The following is a 16,507-nucleotide window of genomic DNA, read 5'->3' as shown; positions in this document are numbered from 1 at the left end:
CGGGATTTTCGCGCTTACGCGATGATATCGGGCGTCAGTGCGTCCTCGATCTGGGCGATGCGGTCCTTGAGGTAGAGCTTCCGCTTCTTCAGGCGCTGGACCTGGATCTGGTTGATCGCGCCGACGCGTTCCAGCGCGTCGATGGCGCTGTCGAGATCGCGATGTTCCTCGCGCAATCGTGCCAGTTCCGTCGTGAAGGCTTCCACCTCCTCCACGCTGAGCTCGAATCCCATAAGCCATCTCATCATCGCCGCGATTGATCATGACTATGCTGAGACGCCGGGCGCCCCGCAAGAGCGCGGAGTGTCCTGCGTAAACGCGACGCGTCATATTCGCGTCTTCTCGACGAGGGCTCGTTCATGATCACGGAAAGTCATGGTGCGGCGCGAGACTGCCCCGCAGACGTGAAGCCGGCTCTGTGTCAGACTTGTCCCCGTCAACCGATCATCAGGAGGATCCAGATGTCGCTGCAGACCCATCTCGTCGAACTCGAACGCAAACACCGCCAACTCGAGGCAGCCATTGCCCAGGCCGTGGCCAGCCCCTCATCGGACGATCTGAACGTGGTCGAGATGAAGCGAAAGAAGCTGCTGCTGAAGGAGGAGATCGAGAGGGTGAGGCAGGCCGTACCCGGCCAGACCTTGCATTGAGGGCGTCACCGGGCTGATGCGGCCCGGATTTTCCATTGCGTTTCGTGAGAATCGGCCGGTCCCGAGAGGGGCCGGTTTTTCGTATGGGGTGAGACGGTGGAGAGGTCCGGGGAGTTTGACATGGCTACGCGGAGAAAATCTCCGTATCGCGAAGGGCCAGTTCAGCTTCCAGCCTCGCTTCAAGCCGAAATGTCGCGGCCTTTTTGCTATCTTTCATGGGCTAAAATTACAATTTTTACTTCCGAAAAAAAGACAAGGTAAATTACTATTTCTGAAGAACGAGCGTCACAGCACGTGCGATGATCAAGGGGTCAGCAAGGAGACACACCGTGAACCTCGCAAATCCAAATCCCCAATTTACCCGACATGCCCTTCGACGCTGTGGTGCACGAAGCATCCCGTTGAATCTGGCTTCCCTTCTCATCGAACATGGCGACATCGCGCATCATGCCGGAGAAGGCGCTGTGACGATACGCATGAGCGGCGACACTGCAATGATGCTCATTGCCGAAGGTTTCGACCCGGATGCAGTCAAGCGAGTTCGGGCGCTTGCCGCCGTCTTGGGTCGAGAGGGAGTCGTTACAGTCCTGCGTCCTGTGGGACGAGCGGGAAGGCGATATCGGCGCCAGTATGCCACGCGCGCCAAAAGGAGCGCAATATGAAGAATGGCGCCGATTTTCCTGATCGACCCGAAACTCAAGAAACTCGTGAGCGCGAAGCAAAAAGACTACGTGAGGTTATTGCGCAGAAGAGGATCAATTTCAGGTCCGGCGAATGCGAACGCGCCGCATATAATCTGGATAAACTTATAACGGAACACGGCAATAGGCGAGGTAGGAAAGGTATTACAGAAATCTGTCGTGAGATCTGGCATGAGCATGAAAATCCAGCTCAACGCCGCAGGGACCTTCGCCAATGCAAGAAGCCGAACAAGATTGCAGAATACGCTAAGAAAATTGCAAACGCCATTTGTGAACCCGAGGACGATATTTTGCTTCTGGCATTCCGTGGCTCCAGTCTTGATGACGCGGTTAGAGCAGGCGAAGTCGAACCGGAACTAAATGTCTTCTGGAGCATGTTATCGGAGACGCTTCAGACTCTCGCTTGTCAGGTCGCACGTGTCGAAAAGCTCCATGCGCACATTGAGTGCATGACCGTTCTCCCAGGACGATATGACCTCGCAGCAGAACAGATCTTTCCGTCATCAAGTTCGCTGCTTAGAGGTCCGCTGGCAAATTGGTTGGAGCATGTGGAAGATTTTCCTCTCATTCCATCCATTGTCTTATTTACTGAGCCTAAATCTATTACGATGCAGTGCATTGTTACTGTCCATATTACAAATCAATCTATCCCCGTTGACTTGACGATTCTGCGTGAGGTGCGTCTAGCCGTTGGCCCAGCTGATGACCGTCACTCTCCCGCAGCCCTATTCGAAATTCGCAGTGTGCTAGAGTTGATCGGCCCGGACGGGCCGCTGCATATCCGTAAACCTTGGCTGTATCTCGATGAGCTGTATGATGAGGTCGAGATCGAGCTCGCTGGGAAATGGCATAGGGTGAACGTGCCATTTATGGAGGGAAATCTTTCGCTGCGCAGCGACGGGCCCTTTGGCCTACGGTTCCCCGCCGAGTTGGAGCCCGATCAGGGTGAGCACAACTATGTCGTTTGGCTTCCTGTAACTGCAGGAACGTGCCGGGAAGTACTCCTTCGCCCATGCGAAGAAGTGGTGCTCGATCCCCAAATGGCGGGGCTGGAAGATAGGCGTTTGGAATCGTTTTTGCCGCCGGGATCAGTTGCTGCGGCGATCGAGGCGGCCCTGCATGTCGATGGGCCTAGCGGGCTACCCGAGCGCCTACGTGCCGACACGGTTCGTATTATTGCAATCGGTCGGGCTTGGGCGAGCTTTCGAACTGATCAGGTTGGCGTCGTACATCGCAATTTGCGCAAAGAGTGGGAAAACTGGTCATGAAGGCGTCGTTCATTAGCGGTTCCGGTCGGTTGAAGACCGCTCTGCGAACTTATGAGCGAGACACCGACGCATTGTTCGTAAGGCTGCTTCGATCCCGCTCGGAGGTCGCCGCTCATTTTTCGAGAGGGGCGTGTGTCCAAGGTATTCTTGGCGTTTGCGATGTAAAAGCGCAGGTGCGTCACGTCGCCGGAACAGGTTCTATCGATATCGTAATGGATTTTCGAGGCGGTCCGTTACTGTTAATCGAGAACAAGATAGACGCTGCTTACAGTATCACCAGAGACGGACATGGCCAGCCCCAACGCTATCAAAGGAGCGTTGCGGCCTATCGAGGCTCCGGTCGCGAGGCCTATTCGGTCCTTCTTGCGCCAGCACGCTATCTGGCCAGCAGCCGGTCCGGCAAGATGTTCGATGTCCGCATTGCCTACGAGGATTTCCTAGAGCATGTTGGCAGTGATGATCGCGTGCTTCTTGAATCGGCGATCCGGCAAGCCGAGGCGCCGTATGAACCAATGCCTAATGCTGGCGCGATCGACTTCTTCGCGGGAATTCGTCAGCTAATTGTTGATCGCTTTCCCGATCTGGCTATGAAGCACAATCCTAACGCTGATGGCGTCAGGCCGGACGCATCACGGACGGTTTATTTCGATGTCCCTCGAACGTTGGTCCAGCACGCAGAGGTCGCGCGCCCCAGGATGTCGCTACAATGCTGGGATAGTTCGGCACGCTCCGCGTCGGTAAAGATCATGTTGACGGGTCGCGCTGCAATGGTGGACTCCCTTGTCGCTCCTCAGAACCTTGTGGACACTGGTGCTTATCTTCGGCGAGCCGGGCACTCTCTAGGCATTGTGATCGATACCCCTCGCCTCGAGACACAGAGGGCGTTTGTTGACCAAGTGGACGATGTTGCAGAAGCTTTGGAAGCCGCTCTCAGATTACAGCGCTGGTGGAATGAGAACGGAAACCAACTAAAGAGATGGGAAGCGGACAAAACGGAGTAGGATTGTGAAAAATGGAATCAAAAGGTATTGAAGCGAACTTCTCCAAACGCACGGCTAAAGCCTAACCGCTTCTGCAGATCTTGAAGTGGCTTAACTTCGGCTCCTCACCCCGAGCCGAATCTCGATCCCGCTCACAACCCCCGCGCCATCTCCCGCAGCCTGAACTTCTGGATCTTCCCCGTCGAGGTTTTCGGCACCTCGGTGAAGACCACCGTGCGCGGGCATTTGAACGAGGCCAGCAGGCCCTTGCACCAGGCGATGATCTCTTCCTCCGTCGCCGTCTTTCCGGGCTTGAGCTCGATGAAGGCGCAAGGGGTTTCGCCCCATTTCTCGTCGGGTTTCGCGACCACGGCGGCGGCCTGCACGGCCGGATGCTTGTAGAGCGCGTCCTCGACCTCGATCGAGGAGATGTTCTCGCCGCCCGAGATGATGATGTCCTTGGAGCGGTCCTTGAGCTGGATGTAGCCGTCGGGATAGCGCACGCCGAGATCGCCGGTGTGGAACCAGCCGCCCTCGAAGGCGGCTTTCGTCGATTTCGGGTTCCCCAGATAGCCCTTCATCACGACATTGCCGCGCATCATCACCTCGCCGAGCGTGGCGCCGTCGCGGGGGACGGGTTGCATCGTGTCGGGGTCAATCACGTCGAGCCCTTCGAGCGCCGGGTAGCGCACGCCCTGGCGGGCCTTCAGCGCGGCCTGCTCGGGGGGCGGCAGCGCGTCCCAGTCGCGGTTCCATTCGTTGACGACGGCGGGTCCGTAAACTTCGGTCAGGCCGTAGAGATGCGTCACCTCGAAGCCGGCCTGCTTCATCGCGCCGAGCACGGCCTCGGGCGGCGGGGCGGCGGCGGTGAAGAAGGCGACTTTCTGGTTGAAGTCGCGCTTTTCCCCGGCAGTCGCGTTGAGCAGCGTCGACATCACGATCGGCGCACCGCACATATGCGTGACGCCATGGTCGGCGAGCGCGTCGTACATCGCCCCGGCCCGGACCTGGCGCAGGCAGACATGGGTGCCCGCCAGCAGCGAGATCGTCCAGGGGAAGCACCAGCCATTGCAGTGGAACATCGGCAGCGTCCAGAGATAGACCGGGTGCCTCGCCATGCCGCCGGTCAGGACGTTGGAGGTCGCCAGCAGATTGGCGCCGCGATGGTGATAGACCACGCCCTTGGGGTCGCCGGTGGTGCCGGAGGTGTAGTTCAGCGCGATCGCGTCCCATTCGTCTGAGGGCATCGCCCAGGCGAAGTCGGGATCTCCCCCAGCGATGAAATCCTCGTATTCGATGTTGCCGAGGCGGTCGCCGGGGCCGTCATAGACAGGGTCGTCGTAATCGATGACGAGGGGCCTGGCCTCGCAGAGCGCCAGCGCCTCGCGCATCGTCTTGGCGAACTCGCGGTCGATGATGACGGCCTTGGCCTGCCCATGGTCGAGCGAGAAGGCGATTATCGCCGCGTCGAGCCTGGTGTTCAGCGTGTTGAGCACGGCGCCGCACATCGGCACGCCGTAATGGCATTCGAGCATAGCCGGCGTATTGGGCAGCATGGCGGCGACGGTGTCGTTCCTGCCGATGCCGTGCTTCGCCAGCGCCGAGGCCAGGCGCCGCGAGCGGGCATAGAACTCGGCATAGCTGCGGCGCAGCGGGCCGTGGATGATGGCAATGTGCTCGGGGAAGACGCTCGCGGCGCGCTCCAGAAAGGGCAGCGGCGTCAGCGGCTGGAAATTCGCCGGGTTGCGGTCGAGATCGGTGTCGTAGGCGCTGGCTGTCACGGATGGCCCCCCAAGGCTGGCGCTTTGGTCTAGCGGCCCTGCGCCTTCCTGGTAATCCATCCTTTTTTCCGAGAGGGCGCAATCCTGGCGTGATTCAGCTGATCAGATGCAAGCCCCGTATGCCGTCGAAGACCAGCTTGGCGCCGACCGCCAGCAGCAGCCAGTAGATGATCGTGTAGAAGCGCTCGGCCGGCACGCGGCGCACCAGCCAGACGCCGGCGAAGGTCGCTGCCACCGCGACCGGTAGCAGAGCAAGCGACGCGGTGAGGTTCTGCGCCGAGAACTGGCCGAGCGCGATATAGGGCCCGACCTTGATCAGGTTGATCATGGCGAAGAAGATCGCGCCCGTGCCGACGAAGACGGCAGGCGGCAGTCGCTGCGGCATGACATAGATCTGGAAGGGCGGGCCGCCGGCATGGGCGATCATGCTGGTGAAGCCGCAGATCGCGCCCCAAAGCGTGCCGGCGCCGAAACCGGCCCGCCTGACCTTGGCCTGCGCACCGGCGAGCCCCAGCAGGTTGCGCATGGCGAAGCCGATCGAAATCATACCGACCGCGAGACCGACCGCCGCGTCCGACACCTTTGCCGCCAGGAGATAGCCGGCGAGGATGCCGATGAGTGCGCCCGGTAACAGCGTCGCAAGGATGCGCCGGTCGAACTCGCGGCGATAAGACCAGACCGTGACGACATCCTGCGAGATCAGCAGCGGCAGCATGATCGCGGCCGCCTGTACCGGCGAAACGACGAGGGCCATCAGCGGCAGCGCCAGCAGGCCAAGTCCGGCGAAGCCGCCCTTGGACAGGCCCATCAGGATTACGGCCGGCACCATCGCGGCGAAGAAGGCGGGATCGAGCAGCATCAGAGCGCGGGAAAGCCGTGCGAAAGTCTGAGGGTGCGGCGCTTGCGCCAGGCGGCCTTAGTGATCACGATCCCGCGCAAAATCCGCCCCCGCCACTGTCGGCCCGATGCGAGGGTTTAGGCCCAAAGCCGGCCAAGAGGAACGCGCATCATGAATGCCGAGCATGCACGCAACGCCCCGCATGCGGGCCGCTATGCCGAGGCTTATGCCCGGTGGCAGGCCGATCCGAAGGGTTTTTGGGCGCAGGCCGCGCAGGCCATCGAATGGATCAAGCCCCCGGCAACGATCTTCGACGCAACTTTGGGCATCTATGGGCGCTGGTTTCCCGATGCGACCTGCAACACCTGCTTCAATGCTCTTGACCGGCATGTGCGCGACGGGCGGGGCAAGCAGCCCGCGCTGATCCATGACAGCCCGGTCACCGGGACCAAGGCCGTCTTCAGCTATGCGCAAATGCTCGACGAGGTCGCGGTGCTGGCGGCTGTGCTGCAAGATCTCGGTGTGGGCAAGGGCGACCGCGTCATCCTCTACATGCCGATGATTCCAGAGGCGGTCTTCGCGATGCTGGCCTGCGCGCGGATCGGGGCGGTGCATTCGGTCGTGTTCGGGGGCTTCGCGGCCAAGGAACTGGCGACGCGGATCGACGATGCCCTGCCGAAGCTGATCCTGGCGGCGTCCTGCGGCATCGAGCCCGCGCGCGTGGTCGAATACAAGCCGCTGCTGGATGCGGCGATCGATCTTGCCGCGCACAAGGCCGATGCCTGCCTCGTGCTGCAGCGGCCACAAGTCGAGGCCTCGATGCATGTCAGGCGCGACCGGAACTGGCGAGCGCTGGTCGCTGCCGCCAAGGCCAATGGGCGCAGGGCGGATTGTGTTGAGGTCGCGGCGACCGACCCGCTCTATGTACTCTACACCTCGGGCACGACAGGCCGGCCCAAGGGCGTGGTGCGCGACAATGGCGGGCACATGGTCGCGCTGAAATGGAGCATGGACAACCTCTACGACGTCAGGCCCGGCGAGGTGATGTTCACAGCGTCCGATGTCGGCTGGGTCGTCGGCCACAGCTACATCGTCTATGGGCCGCTGCTGCAGGGTGCGACGACGATCCTCTACGAGGGCAAGCCGGTCGGCACGCCCGACCCCGGCGCCTATTGGCGCGTCGCGGCCGAGCACAATGCTGTGGCGCTGTTCACCGCGCCGACCGCGTTTCGCGCCATCCGCAAGGAGGATCCGCAGGCGAAGCATCTGGCGGGGCACGACCTGTCGCAGTTTCGGGCGCTGTTCCTGGCCGGGGAGCGGGCCGACCCCGACACGCTGAACTGGGCGGCGGACGTGCTGAAGGTGCCGGTGATCGACCATTGGTGGCAGACCGAGACCGGGTTCTGCATCGTCGGCAATCCGATCGGGCTGGAACGCCTGCCGGTGAAGCCGGGTTCGCCGAGCGTGCCGCTGCCGGGCTGGGAGGTCAGCTGCCTCGACGAGGGCGGCAGGCCCGTGCCGGCAGGAACGATGGGCGCGATCGTGCTCAAACTGCCGCTGCCGCCGGGTGCGCTGCCGACGCTGTGGCAGGCGGATGATCGCTTCGCAGAGGCCTATCTCTCGACCTATCCGGGCTACTACAACACCTCGGATGCGGGCTATATCGACGAAGACGGCTATGTCTTCATCATGGGCCGGACCGACGACATCATCAACGTCGCCGGGCACAGGCTCTCGACCGGCGGGATGGAAGAGGTGCTGGCCTCGCATCCGGCGGTGGCGGAATGCGCCGTGATCGGGATCAGGGACGCGCTCAAGGGCGAGCTGCCTTGCGGCTTCGTGGTGCTGAAGTCCGGCGCCAGCCAGAGCCATGCCGAGATCGAGACGGAACTGGTGGCGCTGGTGCGCGACAGGATCGGGCCCGTGGCCGCCTTCAAGCTGGCCCTGACGGTCGGCCGGCTGCCGAAGACGCGGTCGGGCAAGATCCTGCGGGCGACGATGAAAAAGATCGCCGATGGCGAGGATTACGCTATGCCGGCGACGATCGAGGACGCGACGGTGCTGGACGAGATCGCCGTCGCGCTGAAGGGCAGGGGGCTGGGTTAAAGTCTGCGCCGTTTTCACGGACCCACTTGTCATCCCGGACACGCTGCGCAGCAGCGCCGATCCGGGATCCATCATAGGCAGGACGGCGCTCTATGATGGATCCCGGGTCAAGCCCGGGATGACGATGTGATTGCGTATGCTTCGTCGCTTCTTCGCAAGGGCGAACCTTGCAAGTCGGGTAGCCGCAGGCGACTCAGCCCTCGTCTTCGTCGGCCGGGCGCTTGATCTGCTTGAGCTTGGAAAAGACGGAATCGACGTCGATGGCGGCCTCTTCCTCGCGCTTGGGCTTGCCCATGTCGGCGAAGGTCTGGCTCAGCGGCGCCTGGGCCGGAGCGGTCGTCTCCTCGGCCGAGAGCAGGGTCGAACCGACCTCGACGGTGGCGGCCGGACGGTCCTTGGCGGCGCGGCCGACCTCGAAATCGAGATCGATTTGCGAGCACAGGCCGAGGCTGACCGGATCGATCGGCGACAGCGTCTGGGCGTTCCAATGGGTGCGGTCGCGAATCTGGGCGATGGTCGACTTGGTCGTGCCGATCAGGCGGATGACCTGGGCGTCCTTGAGCTCGGGATGGTTGCGCAGCAGCCAGAGGATCGCGTTGGGGCGGTCCTGGCGCTTGGACACCGGAGTGTAGCGCGGGCCCTTGGACTTCTTCATCTCGGGCACCTTCACCTTGCGCTCGGCGAGCTTGAGGTGGTGGGCCGGGTTGGCGGCGGCGCGCTCCAGCTCCTCGCGGGTAAGCTGTCCCGAATTGATCGGATCGAGGCCCTTGATGCCGGCGGCGACCTCGCCATCGGCGATGCCGCGCACTTCGAGCGGGTGGAGTTTGCAGAACTCGGCGATCTGCTCGAAGGTCAGGGAGGTGTTCTCGACGAGCCAGACCGCGGTGGCTTTCGGCATCAGAGGGGGTAGTGACACGGGAAACTCTCCTGAATCTCGAAAGCCGGTCCGAAGACCGGAGCAGCGTCGCGGACAATAGCTCTCAGGCGCAGACCGGCCTTCCCGGCCGGCCATCCAAATCATCGACGATGAGCGGGATAGCGCGCGTTATAGGCAAGGCGATGGCGGCTGTCCACGGAAAGCGTCGGCCATCAGTATTGTTCGATTGATACCTCTGCCGTCATCCCGGACGGAGCGCAGCGGAGATCCGGGATCCATCATAGAGCACCGTCGGCGCCTTACTATGGATCCCGGATCGGCGCGGCTATGCGGCTTGTCCGGGATGACGGTGGTGGTTCATGAGGCAAGCTTCGGCCATCGGGTCTCAGAGCGTCAGCACGATTTTGCCGATATGGGCGTTGCTTTCCATCAGGGTGTGGGCAGCGGCGGCCTCGGTGAGCGGGAAGGTCTTGAACATCACCGGTCTGCACCGGCCGCTTTCGATCAAGGGCCAGACCTTCGCGTGAAGTTCTGACGCAATCGCGGCCTTTTCGGCGATCGTGCGCGGGCGCAGGGTCGAGCCCGTATGGGTCAGCCGCTTCATCATCAGCCGACGGAAGTCGGCCTCGGCCTTGGGACCGTTGAGGAAGGCGATCTGGACGATGCGGCCACTGTCGGCGGCGGCGTCGTAGTTGCGGTTGATGTAGTCGCCGCCGACCATGTCGAGGATCAGATCGACGCCGCGGCCGCCGGTGGCTTCCTTGGCCGCCTCAGCGAAATCCTGCTCGCGATAGTTGATCGCGTGATCGGCTCCGAGATCAAGGCAGGCCTGGCATTTTTCGGCCGAGCCGGCGGTGGCGATCACGGTCGCACCGAATGCCTTAGCGAGCTGGATCGCCGTGGTGCCGATGCCCGAAGTGCCGCCATGGACCATGAAACTCTCCCCGGATGTCAGGGCGCCGCGCTGGAAGACATTGGTCCAGACGGTGAAATAGGTCTCCGGGATCGCGGCGGCCTCGGTCAGGGACAGCCCGGCAGGGACGGGCAGGGCATTGCTCTCGTGCACGACCGCGTATTGAGCATAGCCGCCGCCGGCGACCAGTCCGCAGACCTTGTCGCCGAGGCTGAAGCGGCTCGTGCCTTCGCCAAGCGAGACGACCTCGCCGGCGATCTCGAGGCCTGGAATGTCGGAGGCTCCGGCAGGCGGCGCGTAGCCGCCCTTGCGCTGCAGCACGTCGGGACGGTTGATGCCGGCGGCCGCCACCGCGACCAGGATCTCGCCGGGACCGGGATGCGGCACGGGCCGGGTCTGCGCGTGCAGGACGTCCGGGCCTCCGGGCGCATCGAAACCGATCGCGGTCATGGTCTGGGGAAGCTGGGTCATGGCGGCCTTCGGTCCTGACGGGTAGTCTGCGAAGAGTGGAGTTGGCGGCGCGAGGCGTCTAGTCTGCCGCCAGCGAAGGCCGAATGTGAGGAAGCCATGTCGATCTTTCCAGATGACGACCGTCCAAAGCCGAAATCCGTGCACGAGATCGGGCAGGATTTGTCGGCGCTGTCGCTCGAAGAGATCGACCTGCGGGTCGCGGCGCTGACGGCGGAAATCGAGCGGCTGAACGAGGCGCGAATCAAGAAGGACGCCTCGCGCTCGGCCGCGGACGCCTTCTTTCGCAAGTCGGGCTGAAGCCCGGCCGCGTAGGCCGTGTCCGGAAAGAAGACAGTGCCGGATCGGCGACTTAACGGTGCCTTAACGATTCCAAAATATGAATCGCATCGTCCGGTTTGTCTGGATGTCGAGTGGCTCCTGCCCACTCTGTTTGACGCCTCCCTGTTGACCTTCGAGCCGCCTCAGGGCGGCTCTTTTTTCGCCTGCTCGGCGCTGTTAAGGTTAACGCGATCTTACCGCAGCGTCGCGGCGTCATCGGCTCTATCCTTGCGACGTTGACGGCATGGTTCGTGGCGGCGTTTCGCCTGCGCACGGTGTTGTGTCGATGAGGAACGTTGCGATGAACGATGTGCTGATGCTCGAACGCCCGGTGGATGAGGGCGCGATCTCCTTCGGCCAGAGCTTCGTCAAATCCGACGCGTTCATGGTGCTGTTTCGCGAGGGGATGGGGCTGGTCGAGCAGACGGCGGCCTATCTCGACGAGACCGGACGGGCGGAGTCGGCGGCGCTGCCGCGCGACGTTGCGCTGACCTATGCGACCGAGAGCATGCGGCTGACGACGCGGCTGATGCAGATCGCGTCCTGGCTGCTGGTTCAGCGGGCCGTGGCCGAAGGCGAGATGACGACCGCCCAGGCCCATGCCGAGAACAACAAGTTCAAGATCAGCGATGCCATGGTCGTGCCGGTGCGCGAGGAGGCGGAGCGCCTGCCGCAGACGCTGCGGGACCTGATGACGCATTCGCTGCGGCTGCAGGAGCGCATCCGCCATCTCGAAAGCCAGATGTCGGGCTCCGCGCGATCGCAGGACAATCCCGTTCAGGACCAGCTGGCCCGCCTGCAGGCGCGGCTCGGCCTCAGCCGCTAAGCGGCTCGTGCGCCGCGGCCAATCGCCGCTTCAACGCAAAAGGCCCGGCCACAGCGGCCGGGCCTTTTGCATGATGGTCGAAGGCGATCGCGACCGATCGCCGCCCAATCACTTCTTGCCGAGAGCGCCGAAGGCACCAAAGCGCGAATTGAAGCGCGAAACGCGGCCGCCGCGGTCGAGCATCGTCTGCGAACCACCGGTCCAGGCCGGGTGGGTCTTGGGATCGATGTCGAGATTGAGGGTGTCGCCCTCCTTGCCGAGCGTCGAACGGGTGAAGTATTCGGTGCCATCGGTCATGACGACCTTGATGGTGTGATATTCGGGATGGATGCCGGTCTTCATGGCGAAATCCTCAATCGGTACAAACGGGCCAGCGGCGTTCGGCGGACAAGATCGCTGCGGGCGTGATGAGCCGGCCCGTCGAATAATTCGTATGAGCCTGTCGTGAAAGTCGCGTGCACATATCGCAGCCGGGCCGACAGCGCAAGCAGGACGGGATAAAGCAGGTGGCCAAGGCCGACACAGACGACACCAAGCCGCGTCCCGATTTCAGCCTGCTTTCCTCGTTCTGGCCCTATGCGCTGGCGCAAAAGGGCCGGATCGGGCTGGCCCTGCTCGCCCTGGTGGTCGCCTCGGCGGCGACGCTGATCCTGCCGCTGGCGGTGAGGCGGGTGATCGATGTCGGCTTCTCCGGCGGCGAGCAGCAGATGGCCAACAGCTATTTCCTCATGCTGGTCGGGATCGTCGCGGTTCTGGCGATCGCGAGTTCGGCGCGGTTTTATCTGGTGATGACGGTGGGCGAGCGCATCGTCGCCGATCTGCGCTCCGACGTCTTCGCGCATCTGACGAAGCTCGAGCCCGCCTTCTTCGATTCGAGCCGGTCGGGCGACCTCGTCTCGCGACTGACGGCCGATACGACACAGATCAAGTCGACCTTCGGCTCGACGGCTTCGATCGCGCTGCGCAACGGCATCATGGTGATCGGCGCGCTGGGGCTGATGGTCTTCACGAGCCCGCAACTCTCGGCCATCGTCATCGGCGCGATCCCGCTGATCGTCGTGCCGCTGGTGCTCTCGGGACGCTCGGTGCGCCGGCGTGCGCGGGCGGCACAGGACCGGCTTGCCGATACCTCCGCCTTCGCCTCCGAGGCCGTGGGCGCGATCCGCACGATGCAGTCCTTCGGCGCTTCGGAACAGACGGCCGCACGGTTTACCGCGGCCTCGAACGAGGCCTTCGACGCTTCGCGCGCGGCGACGGCCTCGCGCGCGCTCCTGTCGGGCGTGGCGATCTTCCTGGTCAGCGCCAGCGTCGTCTGGGTGCTGTGGACGGGCGCGACCGAGGTGTTCGAGGGCCGCATGACCGGCGGGCGGCTGTCGCAGTTCATCCTCTATGCGGTGCTGGCGGCGAGTTCGCTCGGCCAGCTCTCCGAGGTCTATGGCGAGATTTCCGCCGCTGCCGGCGCGGCTGGCCGGCTCGGCGAGATCCTGGCAATGAAGCCTGCCATCGCCGCACCGCCGCGTCCCAGATCGATGCCGCAGCCCTCGCGCGGCGAACTCGCCTTCGAGCAGGTTTCGTTCAGCTATCCGGGGCGGACGGCGTCGGCGCTGTCGGGGCTGAGCTTCACGGTGAGGCCGGGCGAGCGGGTCGCGCTGGTCGGCCCCTCGGGCGCCGGCAAGAGCACGGTGCTGCAGCTGGCGCTGCGCTTCTACGATCCGGCGGCCGGCCGGGTTCTCGTCGACGGAATCGCGGGGCCGGAGGCCGATCCGGAGGTCTGGCGCGAACGCTTCGCGCTGGTGCCACAGGAGCCCACCGTCTTCGGCGTCTCCGTGCGCGACAACATCGCCTATGGGCGGCCGGGCGCGACTCTGGCCGATGTCGAGGATGCGGCGCGGCTGGCCGCCGCCGACGGCTTCATCCGGGCACTTCCCGACGGCTACGACACCATCGTCGGCGAGCGCGGCGTGACGCTATCGGGCGGGCAGCGCCAACGGCTGGCGATCGCGCGGGCGGTGCTGAAGGACGCGCCGATCCTGCTGCTCGACGAGGCGACGAGCGCGCTCGATTCCGAGAGCGAGCGCGCGGTGCAGGATGCGCTCGATGCGCTGATGCAGGGGCGTACGACGCTGGTCGTGGCACACCGGCTCGCGACCATCCTGTCCGCCGACCGGATACTCGTCATGGACGAGGGCCGGGTCGTGGAGGAGGGAACCCATGCCGAACTCAAGGCGCGCGGGGGGCTCTATGCAAGGTTGGCAGCCCTGCAGTTCGGGCTGGAGGCGGCGTAACGCGCTCCGACGGTCATCGGCCTTTCAAGGTGTCGCGCACGATCGGGACGACCTTCGTGCCGTAGAGTTCGATGCATCGCATCATCAGCTCGTGCGGCAGGGAGCCGGCGCTGTATTTCAGCTGGAAGCGGGACAGGCCCAGCGCCCCGACCGTCGCCGCGATCTTGCGCGCGACCGTTTCGGGCGATCCGACATAGAGTGAGCCGCCTGCGATCTCCTGGTCGAACTCGGCCCGGGCCATCGGCCCCCAGCCTCTTTCGCCGCCGATACGGTCACGCATGCGCTTGTAGTGCGGCCAGAATTCCTCGCGGGCCTGCTCGTCGGTATCGGCGACATAGCCGGGCGAATGCACGCCGATGGGCTGGACCTCTGCCTTCATCTGCAGGAAAGCGCGGTTGTAGAGATCGACATAGGGTTTGAAGCGCGCCGGATCGCCGCCGATGATGGCGAGCATCAGCGGCAGTTCGTAGCGCGCGGCGCGGACGACCGATTCCGGGCTGCCGCCGACGCCGATCCAGGTCTTCAGGCGGCCTGTCTCGATCGGCGGGAAGACGCGCTGATCGGTGAGCGGAGGACGCGTCGAGCCCTGCCAGGTCACCGACGGCCGACTGATCAGTTCCGCGAAAAGGTCGAGCTTTTCCTCGAAGAGCGTCTGGTAGTCGGCGAGCGCGAAGCCGAAGAGTGGGAATGATTCGGTGAAGGATCCGCGGCCCAGGATGACCTCGGCCCGCCCCTGCGACACCGCATCGAGCGTCGAGAAGCGCTGGAAGACGCGGATGGGATCGTCGGAGCTCAGCACCGTCACGGCCGATCCGAGATGGATGCGGCTGGTTCTGGCCGCGATCGCCGACAGCACCATTTCCGGAGAGGAGACGGCGAAATCGTCGCGGTGATGTTCGCCGATGCCGAAGAAATCGATGCCGACGCGATCGGCGAGGACGCCTTCCTCGACGAGGTTTCGAATGACGACGGCATGAGGCAGAAGCTCGCCGCCCGTGTCGGCCGTCACGTCGCCGAAGGTGTCGAGGCCGAATTCGAGATGCTGTGTCATGCCCGCGATCTAGCGAGGCGGCATCGACGGTTCAATGGCCTGTTGGGAGGCGGGGATTGCGGGCTCGCCCTAACGCATTGGCAAAGATGCATAGTAGGCTGCCAGCGCCCCGATTTCCTCGATCGACATGGCGCGGGCCATGTAGCGCATCTCCTTGTGGACGCGCTTGCCAGTGCGGAAGGCCACCATCTGGTTGAAGAGATAGCGCTCATTCTGCCCGGCGAGGTGGGGTACTTCGGTGTCGCGGGCGATGCCGTCGAGGCCATGGCAGGCGGCGCAATCCTCGACCGTGGTGCGACGCGGCTCCGCCTGTGCGGCGCCTGAGATCGCGAGGCCGATTATGAATGCGAGAACGCAGGTCGTGGCAAGGTGGGAGCGGCCTGGCTTCATTGCGTTGCCCTGGTCCGAGGCGACTGGCGCCGTCACCGCTCGGTGATCTTGAACTCGATGCGGCGGTTGCGGCGCCAGGCCTCGTCGTTGTTGGCGACATCCAGCGGCTGGAACTCGCCGAAGCCGGTCGCGGCGATGCGGTCGCTGGGAAGGCCGCGCGTGATCAGGTATTCGACGACCGCGATGGCCCGACCGGCCGACAGGCTCCAGTTCGACGGGAATACGGCCGAGCGGATCGGGCGGTTGTCGGTGTGGCCGTCGACGCGCAGGATCCATGGGATGTCCGGCGGCATCTCGCGGGCGAGATCGACGAGGATCGTCGCCAGCTTGTCGAGTTCGGCCCGGCCCTCGGGCTTGAGGACGGCCTGGCCGACATCGAAGAAGACCTCGGACTGGAAGACGAAGCGGTCGCCGACGACGCGGATGTCGGGGCGCGTGCCCAGGACCTGGCGCAGGCGGCCGAAGAAGTCGGAGCGGTAGCGCGCCAGTTCCTGGACGCGCTGGGCCAGCGCGACGTTCAGCCGCGAGCCGAGCTCGGAGATGCGGGTCTGCGATTCCTTGTCGCGTGCTTCGGAGGCGCCGAGCGCCTCTTCGAGCGCGGCGAGTTGGCGGCGCATCGCGACGATCTGCTGGTTGACCATCTCGACGGTCGCCTGCGCGCGGGCCGAGAGCTGCTTTTCGGCCTCGAGCGCCTTCTGGGCCTCGGAAAGCTGGGCCGGGGCGGTGCTGGTCTGCGATTCGAGCAGGCCCTGGATGCGGCCGCGTTCGCCCTGCTCGCGGGTCAGGGTCGACTGCAGCAGGCTCAGGCTTTCCTGCGCCTGGCGGTTCGAGGAGCGCTCAAGCGCCAGCAGATCGGTCAGTTCCGAGATCTGGCGGTTGAGCCGTTCCAGCGCCGTATCCTTGCCGGTCAGCTCCTGCGACAGGAAGAACTGGCCGAGTACGAAAACCGAAAGCAGGAAGACGATGCCGATCAGCATCGTCGAGAGGGCGTCGACGAAGCCCGGCCAGAAATTGACGTCGTCGCGGCGGTGGGCGCGGGAAAGGGCCATCAG

16 protein-coding genes are annotated in these 16,507 nt (G+C 63.9%); 7 read left to right on the top strand and 9 right to left on the bottom strand.

Translation table 11 applies throughout. The features are described 5' to 3' along the window. Positions 1-14 precede the first annotated feature (14 nt). Entirely contained in the window at positions 15-233 is a 219-nt protein-coding gene (locus AXW83_RS13995; protein ID WP_066614471.1) for a YdcH family protein, read from the bottom strand. A gap of 228 nt (positions 234-461) precedes the next feature. Between AXW83_RS13995 and AXW83_RS13990 the strand changes: the two genes are divergently transcribed. The 3 genes from AXW83_RS13990 to AXW83_RS13985 all read left to right on the top strand — a co-directional run bounded on the left by AXW83_RS13990 (position 462) and on the right by AXW83_RS13985 (position 3,620). Then, entirely contained in the window at positions 462-650 is a 189-nt protein-coding gene (locus AXW83_RS13990) for a YdcH family protein (RefSeq protein ID WP_066614470.1), read from the top strand. 658 nt (positions 651-1,308) lie between these two features. Then, on the top strand, positions 1,309-2,619 hold the full coding sequence (locus AXW83_RS27100) for a hypothetical protein (RefSeq protein ID WP_156640049.1): 1,311 nt from the start codon (positions 1,309-1,311) through the stop codon (positions 2,617-2,619). Beyond that, the gene (locus AXW83_RS13985) at positions 2,616-3,620 is read left to right on the top strand and encodes a hypothetical protein (protein ID WP_156640048.1); all 1,005 of its coding nucleotides are present in this window, start codon (positions 2,616-2,618) and stop codon (positions 3,618-3,620) included. The genes AXW83_RS27100 and AXW83_RS13985 overlap by 4 nt, the downstream gene beginning before the upstream one ends. A gap of 131 nt (positions 3,621-3,751) precedes the next feature. On the opposite strand, the gene AXW83_RS13980 is transcribed toward AXW83_RS13985, so the two are convergent. Both AXW83_RS13980 and AXW83_RS13975 read right to left on the bottom strand, forming a co-directional pair. Beyond that, entirely contained in the window at positions 3,752-5,380 is a 1,629-nt protein-coding gene (locus tag AXW83_RS13980; protein WP_066620490.1) for an acyl-CoA synthetase, read from the bottom strand. 94 nt (positions 5,381-5,474) lie between these two features. Next, positions 5,475-6,239 (bottom strand): sulfite exporter TauE/SafE family protein, encoded by a 765-nt coding sequence (locus tag AXW83_RS13975; RefSeq protein ID WP_066614466.1) that lies wholly within the window; start codon positions 6,237-6,239, stop codon positions 5,475-5,477. A 150-nt stretch (positions 6,240-6,389) separates the two neighbouring features. On the opposite strand from AXW83_RS13975, the gene AXW83_RS13970 reads away from it, so the two are divergent. Further along, a complete protein-coding gene (locus AXW83_RS13970) occupies positions 6,390-8,324 on the top strand; it encodes a propionyl-CoA synthetase (protein ID WP_066614465.1) in 1,935 nt (644 codons plus the stop codon). Positions 8,325-8,517: 193 nt separating this feature from the next. Here AXW83_RS13970 and AXW83_RS13965 read toward each other — a convergent pair whose 3' ends face one another. Further along, a complete protein-coding gene (locus tag AXW83_RS13965) occupies positions 8,518-9,240 on the bottom strand; it encodes a DUF1013 domain-containing protein (protein ID WP_066614463.1) in 723 nt (240 codons plus the stop codon). Positions 9,241-9,586: 346 nt separating this feature from the next. Further along, complete coding sequence (locus AXW83_RS13960) at positions 9,587-10,585, bottom strand: NAD(P)H-quinone oxidoreductase (RefSeq protein ID WP_066614461.1); 999 nt, start codon at positions 10,583-10,585, stop codon at positions 9,587-9,589. A 96-nt stretch (positions 10,586-10,681) separates the two neighbouring features. Between AXW83_RS13960 and AXW83_RS13955 the strand changes: the two genes are divergently transcribed. Continuing rightward, positions 10,682-10,882 carry a DUF1192 domain-containing protein gene (locus AXW83_RS13955; protein ID WP_066614459.1) on the top strand — a complete coding sequence of 67 codons (201 nt, stop codon included), beginning with the start codon at positions 10,682-10,684 and terminating at the stop codon, positions 10,880-10,882. A gap of 322 nt (positions 10,883-11,204) precedes the next feature. Continuing rightward, positions 11,205-11,729, top strand: coding sequence for a protease adaptor protein RcdA (gene rcdA, locus AXW83_RS13950; RefSeq protein WP_269465419.1), 525 nt, complete (start codon positions 11,205-11,207; stop codon positions 11,727-11,729). Positions 11,730-11,837: 108 nt separating this feature from the next. On the opposite strand, the gene rpmE is transcribed toward rcdA, so the two are convergent. After that, complete coding sequence (gene rpmE / locus AXW83_RS13945; protein WP_066614458.1) at positions 11,838-12,071, bottom strand: 50S ribosomal protein L31; 234 nt, start codon at positions 12,069-12,071, stop codon at positions 11,838-11,840. Positions 12,072-12,235: 164 nt separating this feature from the next. Between rpmE and AXW83_RS13940 the strand changes: the two genes are divergently transcribed. Continuing rightward, positions 12,236-14,014 carry an ABC transporter transmembrane domain-containing protein gene (locus AXW83_RS13940; protein ID WP_442855190.1) on the top strand — a complete coding sequence of 593 codons (1,779 nt, stop codon included), beginning with the start codon at positions 12,236-12,238 and terminating at the stop codon, positions 14,012-14,014. 13 nt (positions 14,015-14,027) lie between these two features. On the opposite strand, the gene AXW83_RS13935 is transcribed toward AXW83_RS13940, so the two are convergent. From AXW83_RS13935 to AXW83_RS13925, 3 genes are all read right to left on the bottom strand, one after another. Continuing rightward, positions 14,028-15,065 carry an LLM class flavin-dependent oxidoreductase gene (locus AXW83_RS13935; protein ID WP_066614456.1) on the bottom strand — a complete coding sequence of 346 codons (1,038 nt, stop codon included), beginning with the start codon at positions 15,063-15,065 and terminating at the stop codon, positions 14,028-14,030. Between the two features lie 69 nt (positions 15,066-15,134). Then, positions 15,135-15,491 carry a c-type cytochrome gene (locus tag AXW83_RS13930; protein WP_236841661.1) on the bottom strand — a complete coding sequence of 119 codons (357 nt, stop codon included), beginning with the start codon at positions 15,489-15,491 and terminating at the stop codon, positions 15,135-15,137. Beyond that, on the bottom strand, positions 15,488-16,504 hold the full coding sequence (locus tag AXW83_RS13925; RefSeq protein WP_066614455.1) for a peptidoglycan -binding protein: 1,017 nt from the start codon (positions 16,502-16,504) through the stop codon (positions 15,488-15,490). Before AXW83_RS13925 ends, AXW83_RS13930 begins: the two co-directional genes overlap by 4 nt. Positions 16,505-16,507: the final 3 nt, after the last annotated feature.

Source organism: Bosea sp. PAMC 26642 (assembly GCF_001562255.1).
GTDB lineage: Bacteria > Pseudomonadota > Alphaproteobacteria > Rhizobiales > Beijerinckiaceae > Allobosea.
The sequence above is the reverse complement of the archived record's forward strand: the minus strand, read 5'-3'. Positions and strand labels throughout refer to the sequence as shown.